Origin of the sequence: Dongia deserti (assembly GCF_003574735.1) — a bacterium.
Lineage (GTDB): Bacteria > Pseudomonadota > Alphaproteobacteria > Dongiales > Dongiaceae > Dongia_A > Dongia_A deserti.
In genome coordinates, this window is the sequence record NZ_QORW01000008.1 from 78,754 (window position 1) to 100,458 (window position 21,705).

Below are 21,705 nucleotides of genomic sequence, written 5' to 3' on the forward strand. Positions count from 1 at the left end.
CTGTCAGGACTTTCTCGATTGATCGATGCCGCGGAGACCCAAGCGCTGAAGGCCAACCTCCGGCGCGAGGCAGCGGCACGCAGGAAGCAGGCGCACGTCGCGCATCCCCAGGCCGGCCTCGCTCTGATGCAGCATTTCAAGACGTCGATCGACGTGCCGACTGGGGCGGTGGTCTCCGGCTTCTGGCCGATGGCCGAGGAGATCGACGTGAAGCCGCTGCTGGCGCAACTGCATGCTTCGGGGCATTTGATCGGCTTGCCGGTTGTGGTGAAGAAAGGCGAGCCGCTGATCTTCCGCCAATGGCATCCGGGCATGGCGCTGGTGGGCGGCGGGTTCGGCACGGAAGTTCCGCCGCCGAGTGCACCGGAGGTGGAACCGGGGGTGCTGATCGTGCCCCTGCTGGCATTCGACGGAGAAGGCTACCGCCTCGGCTATGGCGGGGGCTTCTATGACCGTACGCTCGACAAGCTGCGGACGGGCAGCGCGGCCGATCCGCTGGCCGTTGGCGTCGCCTTTTCCGCGCAGCACGTCGTGCGGGTGCCGCGCGATGAATACGATCAGCCGTTGGACTGGATCGTAACAGAAAGGGCCGCGCATCATTTCGCGAGCATTCCTGCAGAGATGATCGCCGCCATGAACCGGGTGTACTAGCGCCATGCGACTGCTTTTCTGCGGCGACATTGTGGGCAGGGCGGGGCGCGACGTCGTCATCGAGCGCTTGCCGGGCATCAGGCGCGACCACGCGATCGACTTCGTCGTCGCGAATGGCGAGAACGCGGCCGGCGGCTTCGGCATCACCAAGAAGATCTGCGACGATCTCTACGCGGCCGGCGTCGATTGCATCACCACCGGCAATCACGTCTGGGACCAGAAGGAGACGGTCGGCTTCATCGGCAACGATCCGCGCCTGCTCAGGCCGTTCAATTTCCCCGCCGGCACGCCTGGCAAGGGTGCCGGCATCTTCCCCACGCCCAAGGGCAAGAAGGTCGGTGTCATCAATCTCATGGGCAGGCTTTTCATGGACCCGCTGGACGATCCGTTCCAACAGATCGAGCAGCTCTTGAACGGCCATCGCCTGGGTGGCAATTGCGATGCCATCATCCTCGACTTCCACGGCGAAGCGACCAGCGAGAAGATGGCCATGGGCCACGTGGTCGATGGCCGCGTATCGCTCTGCGTCGGCACGCATACGCATGTCCCGACCGCCGACCACATGATCCTGCCCAAGGGCACGGCCTACCAAACTGATGCCGGCATGTGCGGCGACTACGATTCGGTTATCGGCATGGACAAAGCGATGCCGATCGCCCGCTTCACCCGCAAGATGCCGACCGAGCGTTTGTCCGCCGCGAATGGGCCGGGCACCCTGTGCGCGGTGCTGGTGGAGACGGACGACGGCACGGGGCTGGCGAAGAGCGTGCAGCCGGTGCGGCTGGGAGGGAAGTTGAGTCAAACAAGCGTCGTTACCAGCTGACCACCACCCGTCATCACCAGGCGAGGAGCGTAGCGACGAGAACCGGTGATCCAAATTTCTCTGCGGCGATGAACTTGGATTGCCGGATCATCCGCTTCGCGGCTGTCCGGCAATGACGGAAAGGGTGTGCTTCACTCATCCATGCTTCACGCGCGAATCCTTGGGTGCCTCCGCTCTGCTCTCCATGCCATAGTCGCGCAGCACGCTCGCGACGCGCAGGCGGTAGTTGGCGAAAATCCCGCCGCGGCCCTTGGCCTGGGCGGCGCGGTGCTGTTCGAGGTTGCGCCAGTGCGCCACCGCCGCTTCGTCGCGCCAGAAGGAGAGGGAGAGGATCTTGCCCTTCTCTGTCAGGCTCTCGAACCGCTCGACCGAGATGAAGCCGTCGATCTCCTGCAGATGCGGGCCCAGTTCGGCGGCAATGTCGAAATAATCGTTGCGATGATCGGCTTGCGGCCAGACCTCGAAAATGACGGCGATCATGCGGCGCCTCCGAACAGGGGAATGCGGCTGTTGACGGATCGGCGATATTCTACCGGACTGGCGAGGGAAGCGACATCCAGGCCATGGGTCAGCAGCGCCTGAATGCCGGCTGCCGTTATGCCGATGGCGATCGTCTGTCCGGTGCAGGCATGTGGCCCGGCGCCGAAGGTGAAGCTGCTGCGGTCGGGCCTGTCGGGATCGAATACGTGGGCGCGGGCGCAATGCGTCGGATCGCGGTTGGCGGCGGCGAGCACCACCAGGATCTGATCGCCCGCCCTCATCGCTTCGCCCGCAACCATACCGTCCTGCGCAACGAAACGACGCGTGTTGTGGATCGGCGGATCGTAGCGCGCGACCTCCTCGATCATGCGACGCAGCAGCGCGTCATCCCCGGCCGCGCGGGGACACAGCGCGGCATCGCGTGCCAGGGCCAGCAACGTATTGCCGATCAGGCCGGCGGTCGCCTCGTAGGTCTGGGACATGAAGCCGATGAGATTGGCGAGAACAGCGTCCAGGTCATCGATGCCCAAGCTTTGCAGCCGTTCGGCATGCATCGCGAGGCCGCCGTGCTGCGGCCGTCGCAGCTCGTCCCGCAGCACCTGCAGTAACGCGGCTGCCGCCTCGTTGCTGCGCTCGATCTCGGCGGGGCTGCTGAGTGGCGAGAGGCAGCGCACGAAATCGCCGGTCAGCGTTGCGCAGCGGGCCGCGATGTCGGGCGGCAGCCCGGTCATCTGCGCGATCACCTGCACCGGCAGAGTGAAGTTGAACCGGTCGAGGCTATTTCGCTCCGCACTGATCAGATCGCGCGCCAGCGCAGCGGCCTCGCGGCGCGCGACGGCAGTCAGATGCGCCAGGTCGAATCCAGCAAGGCAGGCGCTGACCGCCGGCTTCGCCTTGGCATGGAAAGGCCCGTCGTTCATCCGCACCAGGCGCTTGAAGACATTGCCGGCCGGCGCGCCCGCGATAGCGGCCGGCACCGGCTCTGCCACCGGCCGCACGCGGCACAGCGCGCTCGACAGGACTTCCGAAACCGCCTGGGCGCCGAGCGCGACCCACAGATTGAGCCTATGCTCGCGATAGATCGGACGATAGGCCAGCAGCGCCGCGTAGTACGGATATGGGTCCGGATGCGCGGCGGCAGTCAGGACGCTCTCGGGAAACTGGGGTGACTCGGATGGCGTGAACATGATGCGGCTCGTCGGTGATGGCACGACGCATTGTCGCCGCATCCTGGCGCGCGGTCACGGAAGGACAGTTTGGTCCCGGCAAAACTATTGCAGAGACTCAGTGAGGAGCGATCTTCAGCTCCTTCAGATCATTGGGCGAGAGCCCGACCGATTCCAGCTGGTTCAAAGTCTGCCAGCCTTCTCCGAAATCCACCACGCAGCTCATTCCCTTCGGCGTCGTCTTGATCACCGTGAAAGTGCCGGTGGGCGAGAGGAAGATCTCCACCAATGTGCCGTCGCTGGAGACGCCGCGGCCCAGCACCTTCTCGCCGAACTCCGCGCGCAGCTTGTCATCTGCGCTGTCGTGCGGCAGGCAGCTTCGGGCCTCTCCGGTTCCCACAGCGGGCGGTGCGGTTTCACCCGGTCGCTGGGTCAGTTGCACGGGCGGGTCCGCAACAGCAGCGCCCAAGCCCATGATGTAAAAGAAAGCTGGCGCCACAATCACGCCACAAGTCTTTGCAGGGATGCTCCGCATCGGCACCTCCACGACATTTGCTCCCGGATAAAAACGCCGGGGCCGCGGAAAGAGTTCCGGCCTGGAAACGAGTTTCCAGCATGCCCTGCGCTCGGCGCATGCCTCACTTGATACGGTTCGATCTCCTGCCATAGTTTGGCGCGGAGCGAACTATGATCTCTTGTTCCTGACAGGATGAGTTTCTAGGCTCTGGTCATGACAAAACTGGAATCCGGCGAAGCGGGCCTCGAGAGCTTCGCGAAGATCATCGGCGACGCGACGCGCATCCGCATGCTGCAGCTGCTGATGGAAGGCCGCGCGCTGACCGCGAAGGAACTCGCCTACGGCGCGCGCGTGGAGCCTGCGACCGCCACGCAGCATCTGCGTCGCCTGCAGGAAGGCGGGCTGGTTTCCATGAAGGCGCAGGGGCGGCACAAATATTTCAAGCTGGCCTCCGCTCAGGTCGCGGAGCTGATGGAATTGCTCATGGTGTTGGCGCCAGCCCGTAATGGCCGATCGGTCGAGCCGCGCATCGAGGAGCCGTTGCGCCGCGGTCGCATGTGCTACGACCATCTGGCGGGAGAACTCGGCATCGGCATCACTGAAGCGCTGGTGAAACAGGGCGTCCTGCGCCAGGAGACGGATGCTTTCGTCCTCACCAGGCGCGGCGGCGCCTGGTTCGCCGCGCTCGGCATCGATGTGGAAGCCGCCCGCGCGTTGCGCCGCAAGTTCGCGACCTCGTGCCTCGATTGGAGCGAACGCCGCGATCACCTGGGCGGCGCGCTCGGCGCAGCCTTGGCCGAGCGCCTGGTCGACCTCGGCTGGATCGCCCGCAAGCGCAACAGCCGCGCCGTGACCGTGACGGAAGCGGGGTGGCGCAAGCTCGCGGAGCACTTCCCGAACGCGTTTGACGCCTAAGGCCTCGCGCACAGCGCTGCATCCTTGACAAGCAACTATATGGTTGCCTATTATGCTGGCGCATGGGCATGGACCTGGTGTTCAAGGCGCTGGCGGATCCGTCGCGGCGCAAGTTGCTCGACCGATTGCGGGCGAGGAATGGCCAGACCTTGAGCGAGCTTGGGTCCGGGCTCGATATGACGCGGCAAGCGGTCGCCAAGCATCTGGCCCTGCTGGAGGCGGCCAACCTGATCGCCACCCGAAAAAGGGGCCGCGAGAAACTGCATTACCTCAACCCGGTGCCGATCCAAGGGATCTACGAGCGCTGGATCGGAAAATTCGAGCGCAATCGCCTGCGGGCGTTGAGCGATCTCAAGAAGGCACTGGAACAGGGCGACGATTGACTCTCGCCAAGCGGAGACAGCGATGGCCAAGCATGAGAAGCCGAGCTTTGTCTATGTGACCTACATCGCGACGACGCCGGAAAAGCTGTGGAAGGCGCTGACCGACAGCACGTTGACGCGGCAATACTGGTATGGCCGGCGCGTCGCGTCCGATTGGAAGGTCGGATCGCCGGTGACGTTCTGGTACGAGGCGGACGGCGGCGAGGCGGTCAGCGATCGCGGCATCGTGCTGGAGAGCGATCCGCCGCGGCGCCTCTCCTATACCTGGCATGTCGAGTTCGCAGAGGAACTGCGCGACGAGCACCCATCGCGCGTGACGTTCGAGATCGAGCCGACCGGCAAGGAGGTCAAGCTCACCTTGATCCACGACGACTTCGCGCCCGGCAGCAAGATTCTCGAAGGCGTGCGCTCCGGCTGGCCGGCCATTCTGGCAAGCCTCAAGACCATGCTCGAGACCGGCAAGCCGCTGACCGGCACATCCGCGGAAGCCGCGGCGGCCGCTCAGGCAGAGGTAGCAGCAAGGACCAGGAAGGCCTAGCCCCTCGCGCGCCAAAAAGTCACATCTAACAGGCTGTGGAATCGAACACCTTGCACTTGCCCATGGGCAGAGCCGATGTCTCGGCCCTTCGTCCCGCGCTTAATTGTTCGCGCAGATGATCTGCTCGAATACCTTGCACTTCTTCTTGCTGCAGAATTTCCCGTCGAGGGTCTCGGCCTTTACGTTCTTGCTGTCGACCTTGACGTGGCCCGCGCCGTGGAAGCCTTCCTTTTCGCAGAAGGCGTCGGCGATGGTCTGGTAGTCGAGCTTGCCGCAATCGTCGCCGTTCAGCTTCTCGCACGCGAACAGGCGGTTGCCGCTCATGGTCAACGGCGGCTTGTAGGGCTTGGAGTCCTGGGTCGTTGTGCCGGAATCCGTGCTCACCACCGTCATGCCAGGCTGTGGGGTCACACGATCGGGCGGCAGTTGCCTTGTGGGTGGCGGAAACACGTGCAGAGTGTTGCCCGCAATTGCATAGACATGGCCCTTCGGGCCGATCGCGGGCTGCGATACGCCGCCGCCGGTCCAGAGCACGCGCGAAACCTCCGAGAGCGTGGCCGGGTCGAAGGTCTGGAACGCAGATGCGGTCCAAACAAAGATGTGCGTTCGTGACGCCGACACGGACGTGTACGAACGGTCGAACAGAGAGAGATTCTTGACGACGTTGCGGCCATCGAGCACGACCATCTCGGGCTTCGTCATACTCTGGAGCAATACTGTCCGCCCGTCGGCCAGCCGCGTCGGCGTGTGTGAGATCGCTTGCAGGCCGGTGACCGGCGCCAGCTTGTTCATGTTGGGACCGGAAAACACCACACCGCCCCTGCCGGTACCCTGGGGTCCATAAGTGCTGTCCCGCTTGACATCCTGAGTGCCGATGATCGTGTGCCGGTCGGGGAGGATGGCCGGCGCCGACCGCATGAAGCGGTTTTCATCATGGACTCGGAACAGCTCGATGAATGAGCCGGCGGACAGCACGAAGCCAACCAAGTCGTAGCGGTAGTCGGACAGCAGAATGGTGGGTGTTCCGCCGAGCGGGTTGGTGTAGATGCCAACCGGCGGGAGCGGTGGTGCCTCATCCCGCCTCGGCTGATACCCGCCAGATGCCGGAAAGTCCCACGGAGGTCAACACGTCACGGTTGGATGTGTTGGAAGCCATAATACAGCTGTGGTGGTTACCAATGCAAGTCGTGCGCGTGGAAATCGCTGATTTTGCAACCGAAGGTGCATTCGCGCAAACAAAAAGCCCGCCCCAACCGGGGCGGGCCAGCGAGGAGGCTGGAGATGCGAAACTAGTGGCGCTGGCCGCGGGCGACCTTCATGAAGCGGTCGATCTCGCCCTGCATGATGCTAGCGCGGGCCAAGACGTGGTTGGCGATGTCGCGGACCCGGTCGGGGGTCTCCATCGTCCGGTCGGCCGCAACCGCTAGGGCAGAGCCGATGCCCTCCAGCGCCGCCTGACGCGTCGCCTCGCAGACCATGTCGGCCATGCGGGCCACCTCGGCCTGCAACTCGGCGACGTCCCGGTTACGCTCTAACTTCAATGCCTCGGACATGACAGTTCCCCAACGCTCTAGCCTGTTAGCACCGTGCTAGCTTGCGCCGGGAGCCGTAAACGAATGGTTAACCCGGTCGCTGTATGACACTGGCAAGTGCTTGGCGGGCCTAGGATTTGTGCTATATGGGCGCCCAATTCCTGCCATATTCGCGGCCTAACTTGGTCAACTGGTCCTGGCCGGACCCGCTAAATATGGTAGGTTTTCCCGCAACGTTCTCAAAGGTTTGGGTCCCGGAGTCTGGGTCATGGCCGGTCATTCGCAGTTCAAGAACATCATGTATCGCAAGGGCGCGCAGGACGCGAAGCGCGCCAAGATCTTCACCAAAATCATCCGCGAGCTGACGGTCGCGGCCAAGACCGGCTTGGCCGATCCGGCCGCCAATCCGCGCCTGCGAGCGGCCGTGATCGCCGCACGCGAAGCCAACATGCCCAAGGATACGATGGAGCGCGCTATCAAGCGCGGCGCAGGCGGCGGCGACGACACGGCCTTTGAGGAAGTGCGCTACGAAGGTTATGGCCCGGGCGGGGTCGCGCTCATCATCGAAGCGCTGACCGACAATCGCAACCGGACCGCCGGCGAGATCCGCACCGCCTTGACCAAGCATGGCGGGAATCTAGGCGAGACCAATTCCGTGTCCTTCATGTTCGAGCGCAAGGGCGTGATTCTCTACCCGGCAAAGGCCGCGAGCGCGGAAGCCATGTTCGAGGCCGCGCTTGAAGCCGGCGCGGACAATGTCGAGAGCGACGCCAATGGCCATGAGATCACGACCGCGCCGGAAGATTTCGCGGGCGTGCGCGACGCGCTGGAGGACAAGTTCGGCCCGGCGCGCGAAGCGAAGCTGCAATGGCGGCCGCTGAACATAGTGCCAGTAGAGGGCGATGCGGCGGGTTCGCTGCTGAAGCTGATCGATGTCCTGGAAGACAATGATGACGTCCAGGTCGTCAGCGCGAACTTCGAGATGTCCGACGACACGCTCGCCAAATTGACGGCGTGATCCTCGATGAGACTGCTGGGCCTCGATCCCGGACTGCAACATACCGGATGGGGTGTGATCGAAGCGGAGGGTTCGCGCCTCAGCTTCGTCGCGGCGGGCACGATCCATTCGAGCAGAACCCGCGCGCTGGCCGAACGGCTGGTGGAGATCCACGACGGCTTGCGCGAGGTGATCGATCACTATCAGCCGGCCGAGGCCGCGGTGGAGGAGACCTTCGTCAACAAGAACCCGACTTCGACTTTGAAGCTGGGTTTGGCGCGCGGCGTGGTGCTGCTGACGCCGGCCCTGTTCGGGCTCAAGGTGGCGGAATATCCGGCGAACCTCATCAAGAAGTCGGTGGTCGGCGCCGGCCACGCGGCGAAGGAACAGGTGCAGATGATGGTGCGTGTGCTGCTGCCCGCGGCCAGTACGGAGACGGCCGATGCTGCCGACGCGCTCGCAGTGGCGATCTGCCATGCGCATCACCGCGCGTCGCTCGCCAAGTGGGGCGCCAGGGACTTCCGCGAGGTATTGCGGTGATCGGAAAGCTGACCGGCACGTTGGATTCGATTTCGAGCGACGCGGCTTTGATCGACGTCAACGGCGTCGGCTACGTCGTGCATGCCGCCAGCCGCACCTTGTCGAAGCTTGGGCCGAACGGCGCGCCGGTCAGCTTGCTGATCGAGACGCATGTGCGCGAGGATGCGATCAACCTCTACGGCTTCTGGGACGCGACCGAGCGCGATTGGTTCCGCTTGCTGACGACGGTGCAAGGCGTTGGTGCGAAGGTGGCGCTGGCGATCCTTAGCGTGCTGGCGCCGGACGATCTCTCCCTGGCGATTGCGGCACAGGACAAGGCGATCATCACCCGCGCGCCCGGCGTCGGCCCGAAGCTGGCGCAGCGCATCGTCTCGGAACTCAAGGACAAGGCCGGCGACATCGCCCTCGGCGCCGGCGCCGTCACGCCCGCTGTTGCGGTGAACGGCAGCGGCAAGGCATCGGGCGGACCGGCGGAGGATGCGATCTCCGCCCTGGTCAATCTCGGTTACCGCCGGGCAGAGGCCTATGGCGCCGTTGCGAAAGCAGCGCGCGATCTGGGCGAGAAGGCAAGCCTCGATGCGCTGATCCGCGCCGGGCTTAAGGAGCTCAGCCAGTGAACCAGCAGCCGTTCGATCCGGCACAGCGCATCACCGACGCGGTGCGGCAGCCCGACGACGCGAACGAGCAGTCGCTGCGTCCGCTGGTGCTCACCGATTTCATCGGCCAGCAGAAGCTGCGCGAGAACCTCGCCGTTTTCATCGAAGCTGCGCGCGGCCGCGACGAAGCGATGGACCACGTGCTGTTCTACGGCCCGCCCGGCCTCGGCAAGACGACGCTGGCACAGATCGTGGCGCGCGAGCTTGGCGTCGGGTTCCGCGCAACCTCCGGTCCCGTCATCACGCGGGCAGGGGATCTCGCCGCGCTGCTTACCAACCTGCAGCCGCGCGATGTCCTCTTCATCGACGAGATCCATCGCTTGAGCCCGGCGGTCGAGGAAGTGCTCTATCCCGCGATGGAGGATTTCCAGCTGGATCTTATCATCGGCGAAGGGCCAGCCGCGCGCTCAGTGCGCATCGACCTGCCCAAGTTCACGCTCGTCGGTGCTACCACGCGGCTCGGCCTCATCACCACACCGTTGCGCGAGCGCTTCGGGATTCCACTGCGCCTCAATTTCTATGAGCCGAATGAGCTCGATCTCATCGTGCGGCGCGGTGCGCGCGTCGTGGGTCTCAATCTCGACGATAGCGGCGCGATGGAGATCGCGCGCCGCTCGCGCGGGACGCCGCGCGTGGCCGGACGCCTGCTGCGCCGCGTGCGCGATTTCGCCAGTGTCGCGAAGACGAAGGTCGTGGACAGCGGGGCGGCGGACGCGATGTTGAAGCGCCTGGACGTCGACGACATCGGGCTCGATGCGATGGATCGCCGTTATCTGCGCCTGATCGCAGATCACTATGGCGGCGGGCCGGTCGGCGTCGAGACGCTGGCGGCCGCCCTCTCCGAGCAGCGCGATACCATCGAGGATGCGATCGAGCCTTATCTCATCCAGCAGGGCCTGCTGCAGCGCAGCCCACGCGGCCGCATGCTGACCCTCACCGGTTATCGCCATCTCGGCCTGACACCACCGCGCAACCAGGCGCAGCTCGACCTGTTGGCGACGCAGGCCAACGAGGGCGCTGATGAATGACATAGGGAGAATGGCGATGCCGCAGGCGCCGATGGCGACCCACCGGCAGACGATCCGCGTCTATTTCGAGGATACCGATGCGGCGGGCATCGTCTATTACGCCAATTATCTGAAGTTCGCGGAACGGGCGCGCACCGACATGCTGCGCGACCTCGGCATCTCCCATGCGGAGATGATGAAGCGCGACGGCCATGTGCTGGTCGTGCGTCGCTGCGAGATCGATTATCTCAAGCCCGCCAAGCTCGATGATCTCCTGACCGTCGAGACGGTAGCAATGAAGCTCGGCGGTGCCTCCGTCGAGCTCCGGCAGCGCGTGCTGCGCGATGGCGACGTTCTGGCGGAACTGAAGGTGCTGGTGGTGTGCATCGGCAACGATGGCCGGCCCGCCCGCATCCCCGATTACGTGCGCGGTGCAATTCCGCGCGCCAACCAATCCGAATGACACAGGTGTAGAGAGATGGAGCAACAAGCACCCCAGGCACTGCCGGTCGCGCCGGTCGATCCCGGCCAGGCGATGGAGCAACTGCAGGGCGCGGCCGCCACGACCGGCCCCGGCATCGGTGTCGCCGCCCACGACCTTTCGGTCTATGGCCTGTTCATGCAGGCCGACTGGATTGTGAAGGCGGTGATGATCCTGCTGCTGCTGGCTTCGATCTGGAGCTGGGCGATCATCATCCACAAGCTGATCCGCCTGCGCAGCCTGCGCACCCAGGCCAAGCAGTTCGAGGATGCGTTTTGGTCCGGCGGCTCGCTGGAGGAATTGTTCGACCGCATCTCCAACCGGCCGACCGATCCGATGGCATCGATCTTCGTGGCGGCGATGCGCGAATGGCGCCGCTCCGCCGCCAGGGGACTGCTCGGCAACGAGGCGCTGCGCGAGAGCCTGCGCGACCGCATCGAGCGCGTGATGAACATTGCGTTGGGGCGCGAGATGGATCAGCTCGAGCGCTACATGACGTTCCTGGCTTCGGTCGGCTCCGCAGCGCCGTTCGTCGGACTGTTCGGCACGGTCTGGGGCATCATGAACTCGTTCGCTGCGATCGCGGGCTCGAAGAATACGTCGCTTGCCGTCGTGGCGCCCGGCATCGCCGAGGCCCTGTTCGCGACCGCGCTCGGCCTCGTCGCGGCCATTCCCGCGGTGCTCGCCTTCAACAAGCTGAACAGCGACATCACACGCTACAGCAACCGGCTGGAGGCGTTCGCGGGCGAGTTCGGCGCCATCCTGTCGCGGCAGCTTGAGGAGAAGCACTGACTATGGCGATCCGGCTCGGCGCGCGACCGCAACGCGGCATCCACCGCCGCAGAACGCATCCGATTTCGGACATCAACGTGACGCCGATGGTGGACGTCATGCTGGTACTGCTGGTCATTTTCATGATCACGGCACCGCTGCTGACGGTCGGCGTCCCGATCGATTTGCCGAAGACCAAGGCCGAGGCGATCCAGGATCCGGACGAGCCGCTGGTGGTCACCATCAACAAGGAAGGCAAGATTTTCCTTCAGGAATCAGAGCTTAGCGCCGAGCAACTTGGCCCAAGAGTCGCCGCAATCTCGAATAACAATCCGGAGGTGAAGATTTTCATCCGCGGAGACCAGGCGGTGAATTACGGCAAGATCGCCGAAGTGCTGGGCCAGCTGGTCTCGGCCGGCTTCCGGCACCTGGCGCTGATTTCGGACTCGGCAGCGCCAGCGAACGCTCCGGCCCCTGCGGGCGAAACCGAACAGCAGGCGCAGTGAGAGAGTGCGAGCGAAGAGAGCGTGACCCCTTATTCGCAACATGTCGGCTCGAAGCAGGGCGAGCCACCATTCGCCAACGGGAGCTCCGGTAACGGAAGCACGGGCGCATCCCTCGGCGCCGGCGTCCTGCTGAGCGTCGCGCTGCATGCGGCCCTGGTGGGTTTCGTGATTTTCGGCCTGCCGATCTTCTGGCACCCCGAGCCGCTGCCGGAGGCGATCGGCATCGAGCTTGCGCAGCTCTCCGACATCACCGCTGCGCCCAAAGTGCAAAAGGAAGGCAAGCCCAACAAGCAGCCCGAACCGCAGCCCGAGGTGCAGAAGCAAGCGTCGAAAGAGGAGACACCGCCGCCACCGCCCAACCCGCCGGCCGCCGCCGCGCCGCCACCACCGCCGCCGCCCGAGGAGGAAGAGGTCGTCGAACCGATCCCCGATCCGGAGGCTGAGAAAAAGAAGGAAGAGGAACTGAAGAAGAAGGCGGAAGAGGAGAAGAAGAAGAAAACCGAAGAGGAAAAGAAGAAGAAAGAAGCGGAGCGGAAGAAGAAGGAAGAGGAGTTCAAGAAGCAGCAGAAGAAGGACGACAAGGCCCTCGACACGCTGCTCGCCAACGTGCTTCAGCAGAAGCCGGCGCCGGAGCCTGAGAAGAAGCCTGCGAAGAAGGCCGAAGCCAAGCCGGTCGAGCCGAGCACGGGCCCGCAGACCGAGAATGTCTCCGAAATCCCGCTCACCGCATCGGAGGAGGGCATGATCAAAGGGCAGATCGAGCGCAACTGGAACCTGGGTAGCTTGGCGGGCGCGTCAGATCTAAGCATGATCATCGAAGTTCGCATTACGCTCCAGCCAGATGGCACCGTCACGCGCGCGCAGGTCGTCAATTCCGGCACTAGTCCTTTGTTCAGGCAGGCATCAGAGGGGGCAGTTCGCGCCGTGATGCTGTCGAGCCCGTTGAAGCTACCGCCCGGCAAGACGTACAGCACTATGCTCCTCCGCTTCGATCCGGCCCAGGTGGTGCAGTAGCCGTGAGACAAACGAGGGAGTTTGTGCTGTGCGTACTGTGTTGCGCCGCTTTGACCAGCTGCGAAACCTCAGGGACAGCGTCCACCGATGGTGCGAGGCAGGAACTCGTTTCCGAGATTCCGATGAGCGAATCCGAAGAGAAGGGCATTCGCAATCAGGTCGAGCGAAACCGGAATCTAGGTAGCCTCGCCGGTTCGCCTAATCTCGAAAACATGGTCATCAAGCTGCGTATTGAACTGCTGCCGGATGGAACCGTCACTAGAACCGAACTTCTGAATAGCCAACCCAGCACCCCTGATTTTCGTAAGGCGGCCGAAAGCGCGATCCGCGCTGTGATGATCTCCAGTCCGCTGAAGCTGGTGCCTGGCAAAACCTACGAGTCCATGATCTTGACGTTCCATCCGGGCGAGGTGGTGCAGTAGCTAGCCCAATAATTGCCATGATCTTGCGGCAGGAACCTGTCTGAGCTTTGTTCATTCCTGCCACAGGTCCGGTAGGCAAGGCTGCAGGGGACCAGTATAAATCTCCGATTCGGCGAGTTCTAAGAACGAAATCCAAGAACTGAGGCATGATGATGATTTGGACGGTACGGAGTGCTGTAACCGCAGTCCTGGCGGTCACGATCCTGGGCGCGAGCGTGGGGATGGGTTCGCTGCCCGCACGATCCGAGCCGGTCATCGACATCACCAAGGGCGTGGTCGAGCCGATGCCGATCGCGGTTCCGACCTTCGGCGGGGCCAACCCGGCGGACGACCAGCTGGGTGCCCAGATCGCGCGCGTGATCGCCGCCGATCTCGAGCGGTCCGGCCTGTTCGCGCCGATCGACGAGCGCGCCTTCATCCAGCGGGACGTCACGTCCGACACGCTGCCGCGATTCCAGGATTGGCGCCTGATCAACGCCCAGGCACTGGTGGCCGGCTCGATCAAGGCGGGAGCCGGCGGCAAATACAGCGTCGAGTTCCGATTGTGGGACGTGTTCGGCGGCTCGGAGATGTTCGCCCAGTCCTACAATTTCACCCAGGACATCTGGCGCCGCGCCGCCCATATCGTCGCCGACGACATCTACAAGCGGATCACGGGCGAGGAGGGCTATTTCGACACGCGCATCGTCTACATCGCCGAATCCGGCCCGAAGGATAACCGGCAAAAGCGCCTGGCGATCATGGACCAGGATGGGGAGAACCATCAGTTTCTCACTAACGGCGCGGACCTGGTGCTGACCCCCCGGTTCTCGCCCGCGGCCCAGGACATCACATACATGTCCTATTACGGGAACAAACCGCGCGTTTACCTCTTTAGCATCAGCACGGGGCAGCAGGAGGTGCTGGGGGACTTCCCGGGTATGACCTTCGCACCGCGCTACTCGCCGGACGGGAACAGCGTCATCATGAGCTTGGCGCAAAGCGGCAACACCGACATCTACGTGATGGACGTTCGCACCCGGCGGTCCAAGCGCCTGACGGACCATCCCGCCATCGATACCTCGCCGTCCTACTCCCCGGATGGAACGCGCATCGTCTTTAACTCGGATCGGGGCGGGGAGCAGCAACTCTACGTCATGAACGCCGATGGTTCGGGCGTGGCCCGCATCAGTAAGGGCCCGGGGCGCTATGCCACGCCCGTCTGGTCTCCGCGCGGCGATCTCATCGCCTTCACCCGAATCTACCAGGGCAGCTTCTATATCGGGGTTATGCGCCCGGACGGGTCAGGCGAGCGCATGTTGTCCCAAGGCTGGCTGGTGGAGGGGCCGACCTGGGCCCCGAACGGGCGGGTCATCGCCTTCTATACCCAGGACCAGAGAGGCCGTACACAGCTCCATTCCATCGATCTCACAGGGCACAATGAGAGGGTCCTGAAGACCCCCATGGATGGCTCTGATCCGGCTTGGTCTCCCTTGCTGAGTAAGCAATAATGCTCTATGTTCCGCGCGATTCCGGGGGTTCTGAGGGCCCGGCGACGAGCCAAACCATCAGTTGCGGAATTTCCGAACAAGCCGGCGTCCTTAGTACCTTGGTAGCGGGGCTGGGGGCTGCGCACGGTTTGAGACAAACAAAGAGGATGAGAGGACAAAATGCGTCTTAAGATGATCTCGGCGATGGCTGCAGCGCTGCTGCTTGCAGCTTGCGCCTCTGATGAAGCCGCCACGACCGGTGGTGCCAGTGCGGGTGGCGGGACGACCGATACCGGCGGTATTACTCAGGGCGCCGTGACGCCGGGTTCGGCAGAGGACTTCCAGCAAAATGTCGGCGATCGCGTGTTCTTCGGTTTCGATCGCTACGATCTGACCGGTGAAGCCCAATCGCAGCTCCAGAGGCAGGCCGCTTGGCTTGCGCAGTATCCGGCCGTGACCGTCACCATCGAAGGTCATGCCGACGAGCGCGGCACCCGCGAGTACAACCTCGCGCTCGGCGAGCGCCGCGCGAACGCGGTGGCCAACTACCTGACCGCTCTCGGCGTTGATGCCGGCCGCATCTCCGTGATCTCCTACGGCAAGGAGCGTCCGGAGTGCACCGAGTCCAACGAGAGCTGCTGGGCGCAGAACCGCCGCGGCGTGACCACGGTCAATCGGTAATCAGGGATCAGAGGTCAGAAGTCAGAGGTCAGACGGCTTCTAGCGACTTTAGACCCAGCTCTAGCGAGCCGAGCCCCTCCTCTGGCGCTACCCGGAGGAGGGGCTTTTGTTTCGGTGGTCCGTTATCTTCTGACCTCTCACCTCTGATACCTGACCTCTGGATTGCCATCAAATCTCCGTGAGGCGGCCACGCCAGCGCCGCCAAGCAGCCACACGTATGAGCGAGGCTTCCCCGTCCGTCTCTCCCGGCGCTAACCCGTCCTTCCTGTGCGCCGGGCGGACCGTTCAACGCAACTTGGGGAAAAGACATGTCGCACCTTCATTCCGCGTCCGGCCGCATGACCATCGCGTCGGCGGCCCTGTTGTCGCTTGCCTTGCTGGCTGGGTGTCAGAGCAAAACGGGCAACCAGGGTACTGAGAGTGCAGATACGGACTTGGCAAATGCCAACGGCCCCGGCACTGCGACCAGTGATCCCGTACCATCCGACCTCTCTAAACAGCTGATCAGGGTCGGCGATCGCGTGCATTTCTCGCTCGACCGGTACGACCTCGCGCCGCAAGCGGAGGCAACGCTGCAGCAACAGGCAACACTGTTGCAGCAGCACCCGCAGGTTGCCGTCACGATCCAGGGCCATGCTGACGAGCGCGGCACTCGTGAATACAACCTGGCGCTTGGCGAGCGCCGCGCCGACACGGTGCGAAACTACCTCATCGCGCTTGGCATCCCGGCTGAGCGGATCTCGGTGATTTCCTTCGGCAAGGAGCGCCCGGAATGCGCCGAAGCCGCCGACCCCTGCTGGGCCCAGAACCGGCGCGGCGTGACGGTCGTTAATCAGTAGCCAGGGGTCAGATGGCAGATGTCAGGAGGACCCTCCTTCTGACATCTGATCTCCGACATCTGAAATCTGACCCGGCTTGAAGCCAGGGCACCCCTCTGGCATCTTCCGCTCACTATTTTGTGGCGGAATCGCCGGACCTTGAGCCATGTTTTCGCCTCATTGACGGCCGACGATCCGGCTATGTCCAAGGCTCCGCCGGGGCGGAGCCCAGCACACGAGGATGATGAAATGGTGGGTCATGCCACACGGGGGCTGTTGAACCGGGGCGGCCGGCTAGTCGCCGGAAGCCTTGCGCTCGTTCTGGCAATCGGAATCGCAGGCGCTGCCCATGCCGACGAAGTCGATGATCTGCGGCGCGAGGTGCAGCAGCTGAAGCAGCAGGTGCTCTACCTGCAGAACCAGATTCCTGGAGTCAGCGCCGGCACATCAAGTGGCGGCGGCGGCAACCTTGCCGCGCAGCAGCAGGTGCAGGCACAGGAATTCCAGCGTCAGCTGACGGGCCTCACCGGCCACATCGAGCGCGTGGAGCTGAAACTGAACGAAGTCGCCGCGCAACTCGAACGCATGCAGAAGGATACCGAATACCGGCTTGGCATTCTGGAAGGCGGCGGTGGCGCGATGGGCACCACCACGGGCGCGGCGACGCCGGGCGCAGATGCCGGGCAGGGTGGCGCGGTGACGGCCGAGCCGATCCCGCCCAACACCCATGTCACGGTCGACCGGCCGCAATCTCCCCCAGCGCCGGCGGGGCAGCCTGGTGTGCTGGGTACGCTCTCCTCCTCGCAGGCAGCGAACCTGCCGCAAGCGCCTGCAGGTGCCGCCGAAGCCGCGGCACAAAGGGCAGGGGAGCAGACCGCGATGCAGTCGGGTCAGGCAGGCGCTGGCGCGCTGCCTGGCGCTACACCGCGCGAGCAGTACGAGTATGCCACCAACCTGATCCAGCGCGGGGCCTACGACCAAGCGGAGACCGCACTCAAGGCCTTCGTCGAGCAGCATCCCAAGGATCCGCTCACGGGCAATGCGCAATATTGGCTGGGCGAGACCTATTACGTGCGCAACGACTTCAAGAATGCCGCAATCGCTTTCGCCGAGGGCTATCAGAAGTATCCCGACAGCCAGAAGGCGCCGGACAACCTGCTGAAGCTCGCCATGGCGCTTGGCCAGCAGGGGCAGAAGGAGAATGCCTGCGTCGCGCTGCGGCAGCTCGAGAAGCGCTATCCCGACGCATCGGCGAACGTGAAGGACCGCGCCACCCGCGCGAAGAAGAACTATAGCTGCAGCTGAGGCGCGCGGCCGAGGCGCCGCGTCGATGCCCGATATCGACATCGCAAGCTTGATGGCCCCGCTCGGTCCGTTCGAGCGCGCACCAACCATCGCTGTCGCGGTGTCGGGTGGATCCGACTCCCTCGGTCTTGGCCTGCTGCTGGCGGACTGGGTGAAGGAGCGCGGCGGGCGGCTCGCTGTGCTCAGCGTCGATCACGGGCTGCGGCCGGAATCCGCCGGCGAGTGCGCGCGCGTCGCGGAGATCTTTGCCGCAGTTCCAAACTGCTCGGCGCACGTCTTGCGGTGGGAGGGCGACAAGCCGGCGCATGGGCTTCAGGCCGCGGCGCGGGCCGCGCGCCACGGACTGCTGACGGATTGGTGCCGCGCCGGCGGTGCGCTGCATCTGGCGATCGCCCACACGGCAGAGGATCAGGCCGAGACCGTGGCGATGCGCCGCAACCACGGCAGCGGGCGCCGGGGCCTCGCCGGCATGGCAGCGGTGCGGCCTGAGAACGGCGTGCGTCTGCTGCGACCGCTGCTCCCGGTCTCGCGCGCGGCGATCCGGGACTGGCTGCGCGCGAAAGGGCAGGGCTGGATCGAGGATCCCAGCAACGCGCTGACGAAGTTCGAGCGCGTCCGTGTGCGGCAGAGGCTGGCTTCGGACGAGGCAGCAGCCTTGCTGGAAGAAGCGCGGCAGTCCGGCAAAACGCGCGATCGGCTGGAGCGTGCCGCAGCGCGACTGCTGGCGGAAGCAGGAGAGGTAAAGGAGGTCGGTTACGTATCGATCGGCCTCCGGCCGCTGCTGGACGCGACGCCGGATGTTCGGGAAACAGCATTGTGGCAAATGATCCTGGCTGTGAGCGGCGCGAATTACACCCCTGATCTTGAAGATCTTTTAGTGGCATTGGAGGCTGGAGGGGTGCCGAAGACGGTCACCCTGGGCGGCTGCCTCGTGCAGGGCCTGCGGGAGCGCCTCTACATTTTCCGGGAGGCGGCTGGCATTGGCGGCCCTGTGCCTGTAAGCGCGGGCTGGGTGGGCTGCTGGGATAGGCGGTTTGGCCTAGAGGTGGCCGGAAGCCTGCCTCCCGGGCTGGGCTGGGCCATTGGGCATCTGGGCGAACAGGGGCTGCGCCAGGCCGTGGAAAGGTTTGGAACCCGCCTGAAGCGCCATCCGATCCCGCTGCCGGCACGGCTGGCCCTGCCGGCCTTGTGGCAAGGGGAACACTTGGTCTGCCAGCCGCATTTGCATTTAGGAGAAGGGCTTGCGGCGAGGCCGAGGCCCCGGCATACCGTGACAACATGCGGCTTTACAGTTGCGGCCGGGCGGCCGCACACTATCTATTCATCAACGCTGTGCTAGATTGGAATTATTGCAAAATCGGGGGGTAAATCCCTTGGAGAGGCGCCCAAACCAGCCGGCCTACTTAGCTTAACGAGGATCAATCGGTGAATTTCGGCAGGAATCTCTGGATTTGGGCGGCGGTCATCGTGCTGCTGTTCGTGCTGTTCGAGATGTTCCAGGGCAGCGCCAATACCGGCAACGCGTCGGAACTGCCTTATTCAGAGTTCCTGAATAAGGTGAACGCGGGCGAGGTCAACAACGTCACGATCAAGGGTCCGGAGATCACGCTCCAGACCGGCAGCGGCACCTATACCACCTATGCGCCGGACGACCCGAAGCTGATCGAGACCCTGACCGCGAAGGGCGTCGCGATCAAGGCCGGCCCGCAGGAAGAGAAGAATCTGCTGTTCATCGCGCTCGTGCAATGGGCGCCGATCATCCTCATCGTCGCGTTCTGGATCTTCATGCTGCGCCAGATGCAGTCCAACGGCGGCAAGGCCATGGGCTTCGGCAAGTCGCGCGCGCGGCTGCTGACCGAGCGCCAGGGCCGCGTCACCTTCGACGACGTCGCCGGCATCGAGGAAGCCAAGACCGAGCTCGAAGAGATTGTCGACTTCCTCAAGGACCCGCAGAAATTCCAGCGCCTGGGCGGCAAGATCCCAAAGGGCTGCTTGCTGGTCGGCCCTCCGGGCACCGGTAAGACGCTGCTGGCACGCGCCATCGCGGGCGAAGCCAACGTGCCGTTCTTCACCATCTCCGGCTCCGACTTCGTCGAGATGTTCGTCGGTGTCGGCGCGAGCCGTGTGCGCGACATGTTCGAGCAGGGCAAGAAGAACGCACCCTGCATCATCTTCATCGACGAAATCGATGCGGTCGGCCGCCATCGTGGCGCCGGCCTTGGCGGCGGCAATGACGAGCGCGAGCAGACGCTGAACCAGTTGCTCGTCGAGATGGACGGCTTCGAAGCGAACGAGGGCGTCATCCTGATCGCGGCGACCAACCGGCCCGACGTGCTCGACCCCGCGCTGCTGCGCCCCGGCCGCTTTGACCGGCAGATCGTAGTGCCGAACCCGGACATCAGCGGCCGCGAGCAGATCCTGAAGGTGCATATGCGCAAGGTGCCGCTGGCGCCTGACGTCGATGCGCGCACGATCGCGCGCGGCACGCCCGGCTTCTCCGGCGCCGACCTTGCCAATCTGGTGAATGAAGCTGCGTTGCTGGCCGCCCGCGCAGGTAAGCGCGTGGTGACCATGTTCGATTTCGAGCAGGCCAAAGACAAGGTGATGATGGGCGCGGAGCGGCGCTCCATGGTCATGACGGAAGAGGAAAAGACCATGACCGCCTATCACGAAGGCGGCCATGCCATCGTCAACATCCACATGCCGGGCAACGACCCGCTGCACAAAGTGACGATCATCCCGCGCGGCCGCGCGCTGGGCGTGACCTGGGCGCTGCCGGAGAAGGATCGCCTCAGCGTCACCAAGGAGTTCCTGGAGGCGAAGATCGCGATGTGCTTCGGCGGGCGTATCGCCGAGCAGCTGATCTATGGCGATAATCACCTCAATTCCGGCGCTTCCAACGACATCAAGCAGGCCACCGACATCGCGCGTGCCATGGTCACCGAATACGGCATGAGCGATAAGCTGGGACCGCTGCGCTACAACGACAACGAGGGAGAGGTATTCCTCGGCCACTCGGTGGCCCAGCGCAAGAACGTATCCGACGCGACCGCTGCGATGATCGACCAGGAAGTGCGGCGTATCGTCGAGGCGGGCGAGACGAAGGCGCGCGAAATTCTGACCGCGCATCTGGACGACTTGCACGCCCTCGCCAAAGGCCTGCTGGAATACGAGACGCTGAACGCGGACGAGGTGAGGGACCTGCTCGCCGGCCGGCCGATCCGGCAGGGCGGCGATCATTCCGGCCCGCACAAGCCGCGCTCCTCGATCCCCACCACCGGTACGGCGCCGAAGCCGACACCGGGCGGGTTCGAGCCCAAGCCCGCCGGGCGCTAAGCAAGAAGGCGCAAGTGGTAGTCCTCCGGCCGGCGCGCCCTGTTGGTGCGCCGGCCGGTTCGCTTTTGGGGTCTACTCACGGGGCGGAGTCGGCAGCCCATGCATGCTCTTCCGGAGGTGCGTTCCAGTGGCCATGGCGGACCGCTGCCGCCAGAAAGTGCTGGATTCGGTCCTGCGATGGTGGACCGGCAGGTCGTCCTTTCGCAGGTTCTCCGACCTCGCGGAAGAAATGGCCCAGTCTTTGAGTCGTGACAACCATCACTACCGCCGGACGATCCGATCGGTTCCAGAAGGCATGTTTGGCATCGGCGGGAACGTGCAAGACGTCCTGCGGCGCAATCCGGATCCAAGCAAACGTCCAAGAGCTTTCTTCTACAAGAGCTTCCATTTTGCCCTCGATCGCCAGATAGGTCTCGGGATCGGGATGGCTATGCAACGGGATCACCGTACCTGGCGGAATGGTGCCTCGCATGACAGGGCACGTCATCGCGCGCACCTGCTGGAGTCAGCATGGTCAGCGTCGGGCCAAGCACGTCCAACGTTTCCGCAGCATCCAGGTCGACCAAGTGCGCATGTGCCATGAGAGCATCCTCTATCGGTCAAGTTGACATGCCCGTCCATGCGCCGATCAAGGGCCGGAGGCGCCAGGCAGGCATTGCTTGTGCTTTGGTGCGCAGCCGCTCCGCAAGCGTGTCGA

General features: G+C 64.2%; 26 protein-coding genes. 20 read left to right on the forward strand and 6 right to left on the reverse strand.

Annotated features, from left to right (window positions below; all coding sequences use genetic code 11):
- Nucleotides 1-18: 18 nt before the first annotated feature.
- Together DTX69_RS14000 and DTX69_RS14005 are read left to right on the forward strand one after the other, a co-directional pair.
- Nucleotides 19-651: a 5-formyltetrahydrofolate cyclo-ligase gene (locus tag DTX69_RS14000; RefSeq protein ID WP_119302165.1), complete on the forward strand. Its 633-nt coding sequence runs from the start codon at nt 19-21 to the stop codon at nt 649-651.
- Nucleotides 652-655: 4 nt separating this feature from the next.
- On the forward strand, nt 656-1,474 hold the full coding sequence (locus DTX69_RS14005) for a TIGR00282 family metallophosphoesterase (RefSeq protein ID WP_119302166.1): 819 nt from the start codon (nt 656-658) through the stop codon (nt 1,472-1,474).
- A 135-nt stretch (nt 1,475-1,609) separates the two neighbouring features.
- On the opposite strand, the gene DTX69_RS14010 is transcribed toward DTX69_RS14005, so the two are convergent.
- From DTX69_RS14010 to DTX69_RS14020, 3 genes are all read right to left on the reverse strand, one after another.
- Nucleotides 1,610-1,954, reverse strand: coding sequence for an antibiotic biosynthesis monooxygenase family protein (locus tag DTX69_RS14010; protein ID WP_119302167.1), 345 nt, complete (start codon nt 1,952-1,954; stop codon nt 1,610-1,612).
- Nucleotides 1,951-3,141, reverse strand: a complete 1,191-nt coding sequence (locus DTX69_RS14015; protein WP_162917163.1) for a cytochrome P450 — start codon at nt 3,139-3,141, stop codon at nt 1,951-1,953. The genes DTX69_RS14010 and DTX69_RS14015 overlap by 4 nt, the downstream gene beginning before the upstream one ends.
- 97 nt (nt 3,142-3,238) lie before the next feature.
- Nucleotides 3,239-3,655 (reverse strand): hypothetical protein, encoded by a 417-nt coding sequence (locus DTX69_RS14020; protein WP_162917164.1) that lies wholly within the window; start codon nt 3,653-3,655, stop codon nt 3,239-3,241.
- Nucleotides 3,656-3,850: 195 nt separating this feature from the next.
- Between DTX69_RS14020 and DTX69_RS14025 the strand changes: the two genes are divergently transcribed.
- The 3 genes from DTX69_RS14025 (at nt 3,851) to DTX69_RS14035 (ending at nt 5,473) form a co-directional block, all read left to right on the forward strand.
- Nucleotides 3,851-4,552, forward strand: coding sequence for an ArsR/SmtB family transcription factor (locus DTX69_RS14025; RefSeq protein ID WP_119302170.1), 702 nt, complete (start codon nt 3,851-3,853; stop codon nt 4,550-4,552).
- Nucleotides 4,553-4,620: 68 nt separating this feature from the next.
- The gene (locus tag DTX69_RS14030) at nt 4,621-4,935 is read left to right on the forward strand and encodes an ArsR/SmtB family transcription factor (protein WP_119302342.1); all 315 of its coding nucleotides are present in this window, start codon (nt 4,621-4,623) and stop codon (nt 4,933-4,935) included.
- A 22-nt stretch (nt 4,936-4,957) separates the two neighbouring features.
- The gene (locus DTX69_RS14035; RefSeq protein WP_119302171.1) at nt 4,958-5,473 is read left to right on the forward strand and encodes an SRPBCC family protein; all 516 of its coding nucleotides are present in this window, start codon (nt 4,958-4,960) and stop codon (nt 5,471-5,473) included.
- A gap of 99 nt (nt 5,474-5,572) precedes the next feature.
- On the opposite strand, the gene DTX69_RS14040 is transcribed toward DTX69_RS14035, so the two are convergent.
- Complete coding sequence (locus DTX69_RS14040) at nt 5,573-6,391, reverse strand: hypothetical protein (RefSeq protein WP_162917165.1); 819 nt, start codon at nt 6,389-6,391, stop codon at nt 5,573-5,575.
- A 371-nt stretch (nt 6,392-6,762) separates the two neighbouring features.
- The gene (locus DTX69_RS14045; protein ID WP_119302173.1) at nt 6,763-7,026 is read right to left on the reverse strand and encodes a hypothetical protein; all 264 of its coding nucleotides are present in this window, start codon (nt 7,024-7,026) and stop codon (nt 6,763-6,765) included.
- Nucleotides 7,027-7,273: 247 nt separating this feature from the next.
- Here DTX69_RS14045 and DTX69_RS14050 point away from each other — a divergent pair, with 247 nt between their 5' ends.
- The 15 genes from DTX69_RS14050 to ftsH all read left to right on the forward strand — a co-directional run bounded on the left by DTX69_RS14050 (nt 7,274) and on the right by ftsH (nt 21,008).
- Nucleotides 7,274-8,023 (forward strand): YebC/PmpR family DNA-binding transcriptional regulator, encoded by a 750-nt coding sequence (locus DTX69_RS14050; RefSeq protein WP_119302174.1) that lies wholly within the window; start codon nt 7,274-7,276, stop codon nt 8,021-8,023.
- Nucleotides 8,024-8,029: 6 nt separating this feature from the next.
- Complete coding sequence (ruvC, locus tag DTX69_RS14055) at nt 8,030-8,542, forward strand: crossover junction endodeoxyribonuclease RuvC (RefSeq protein ID WP_119302175.1); 513 nt, start codon at nt 8,030-8,032, stop codon at nt 8,540-8,542.
- Nucleotides 8,539-9,159, forward strand: coding sequence for a Holliday junction branch migration protein RuvA (ruvA, locus tag DTX69_RS14060; protein ID WP_119302176.1), 621 nt, complete (start codon nt 8,539-8,541; stop codon nt 9,157-9,159). The genes ruvC and ruvA overlap by 4 nt, the downstream gene beginning before the upstream one ends.
- 29 nt (nt 9,160-9,188) lie before the next feature.
- On the forward strand, nt 9,189-10,226 hold the full coding sequence (gene ruvB / locus DTX69_RS14065; RefSeq protein ID WP_119302343.1) for a Holliday junction branch migration DNA helicase RuvB: 1,038 nt from the start codon (nt 9,189-9,191) through the stop codon (nt 10,224-10,226).
- Nucleotides 10,227-10,242: 16 nt separating this feature from the next.
- A complete protein-coding gene (gene ybgC, locus DTX69_RS14070) occupies nt 10,243-10,668 on the forward strand; it encodes a tol-pal system-associated acyl-CoA thioesterase (RefSeq protein WP_284735764.1) in 426 nt (141 codons plus the stop codon).
- Nucleotides 10,669-10,740: 72 nt separating this feature from the next.
- Complete coding sequence (gene tolQ, locus DTX69_RS14075; protein WP_119302345.1) at nt 10,741-11,478, forward strand: protein TolQ; 738 nt, start codon at nt 10,741-10,743, stop codon at nt 11,476-11,478.
- A gap of 2 nt (nt 11,479-11,480) precedes the next feature.
- Nucleotides 11,481-11,963, forward strand: a complete 483-nt coding sequence (gene tolR / locus DTX69_RS14080; protein ID WP_119302177.1) for a protein TolR — start codon at nt 11,481-11,483, stop codon at nt 11,961-11,963.
- A 21-nt stretch (nt 11,964-11,984) separates the two neighbouring features.
- Nucleotides 11,985-12,977: a cell envelope integrity protein TolA gene (locus DTX69_RS14085; protein WP_119302178.1), complete on the forward strand. Its 993-nt coding sequence runs from the start codon at nt 11,985-11,987 to the stop codon at nt 12,975-12,977.
- A 122-nt stretch (nt 12,978-13,099) separates the two neighbouring features.
- A complete protein-coding gene (locus DTX69_RS14090) occupies nt 13,100-13,399 on the forward strand; it encodes a cell envelope integrity protein TolA (protein ID WP_119302179.1) in 300 nt (99 codons plus the stop codon).
- Between the two features lie 146 nt (nt 13,400-13,545).
- On the forward strand, nt 13,546-14,889 hold the full coding sequence (gene tolB, locus DTX69_RS14095; RefSeq protein ID WP_119302180.1) for a Tol-Pal system beta propeller repeat protein TolB: 1,344 nt from the start codon (nt 13,546-13,548) through the stop codon (nt 14,887-14,889).
- 159 nt (nt 14,890-15,048) lie between these two features.
- The gene (gene pal / locus DTX69_RS14100; protein WP_119302181.1) at nt 15,049-15,549 is read left to right on the forward strand and encodes a peptidoglycan-associated lipoprotein Pal; all 501 of its coding nucleotides are present in this window, start codon (nt 15,049-15,051) and stop codon (nt 15,547-15,549) included.
- 338 nt (nt 15,550-15,887) lie between these two features.
- On the forward strand, nt 15,888-16,388 hold the full coding sequence (gene pal / locus DTX69_RS14105) for a peptidoglycan-associated lipoprotein Pal (protein WP_119302182.1): 501 nt from the start codon (nt 15,888-15,890) through the stop codon (nt 16,386-16,388).
- Nucleotides 16,389-16,616: 228 nt separating this feature from the next.
- The gene (gene ybgF / locus DTX69_RS14110) at nt 16,617-17,672 is read left to right on the forward strand and encodes a tol-pal system protein YbgF (RefSeq protein WP_162917166.1); all 1,056 of its coding nucleotides are present in this window, start codon (nt 16,617-16,619) and stop codon (nt 17,670-17,672) included.
- 25 nt (nt 17,673-17,697) lie between these two features.
- Nucleotides 17,698-19,011, forward strand: a complete 1,314-nt coding sequence (gene tilS, locus DTX69_RS14115) for a tRNA lysidine(34) synthetase TilS (RefSeq protein WP_119302184.1) — start codon at nt 17,698-17,700, stop codon at nt 19,009-19,011.
- A gap of 86 nt (nt 19,012-19,097) precedes the next feature.
- A complete protein-coding gene (gene ftsH / locus DTX69_RS14120) occupies nt 19,098-21,008 on the forward strand; it encodes an ATP-dependent zinc metalloprotease FtsH (protein ID WP_119302185.1) in 1,911 nt (636 codons plus the stop codon).
- Between the two features lie 76 nt (nt 21,009-21,084).
- Here ftsH and DTX69_RS14125 read toward each other — a convergent pair whose 3' ends face one another.
- Nucleotides 21,085-21,480, reverse strand: a complete 396-nt coding sequence (locus DTX69_RS14125) for a cupin domain-containing protein (protein WP_162917167.1) — start codon at nt 21,478-21,480, stop codon at nt 21,085-21,087.
- Between the last annotated feature and the right edge of the window lie 225 nt (nt 21,481-21,705).